Below are 631 nucleotides of genomic sequence, written 5' to 3'. Positions count from 1 at the left end.
TGTTACCTCCGGTGCTGGTTCTGTTGGTGTTTCTACCTCCGGCTCGGCTGGCACTTCAACCAACACAATTTCACTTTCAACTGTATCAGATTGATTTTCCGCTAAATCTTTAGCATATACTTTCACAGTTTCATTACCTATAAGAGATTGTCCATCTAGTAATTCAACATTCCAATTACCTTCTGCATCTGCTTTAGTTTCTAAAATCTTACCATTAGCTAATACTACAAACACTTTTGAATTAGGCTCTGCCGAACCACCTATAGCTTGATCAGTAGATTTAATTTCATTCACAACAGGTGCTTTCGGCGCCACAGTATCTTTGACAGTTTGTGTTGCTTCTGGTGACTTGTTGTTCGCTACGTCTGATGTTACTGCTTTAATAACTTCATTATGTGCTAATGGAGTTTCTAGTGTAGTTGTCCAAACACCTTTATCGTCCGTCTTAACTTCTTCAGTTTTGCCGTTCGGTAATGTTAAAGTTACCGTGCTCAATGGTTCGCTTGTTCCGCTTACTACTTTAGCTCCCGCTTCGATTGCTTTAATTTCTGGAGCAACTGGAGCTACAGTATCTTTTACCGTTTGTGTCGCTTCTGTTGACTTGTTGTTCGCCACATCTGACGCCACTGCT

Annotated in this window: 1 protein-coding gene; it reads right to left on the bottom strand. The window is 40.9% G+C overall.

Translation table 11 applies throughout. The features are described from left to right. The coding region (locus HMPREF2937_RS12660; protein ID WP_257245422.1) for an Ig-like domain-containing protein at positions 1 to 631 on the bottom strand (631 nt) is incomplete at both ends.

This window comes from Staphylococcus sp. HMSC061G12 (assembly GCF_001838465.1).
Classification (GTDB): Bacteria; Bacillota; Bacilli; order Staphylococcales; family Staphylococcaceae; genus Staphylococcus; species Staphylococcus simulans.
Note: the sequence above shows the minus strand (reverse complement) of the source record. Positions and strands in the feature narration are given on the sequence as shown.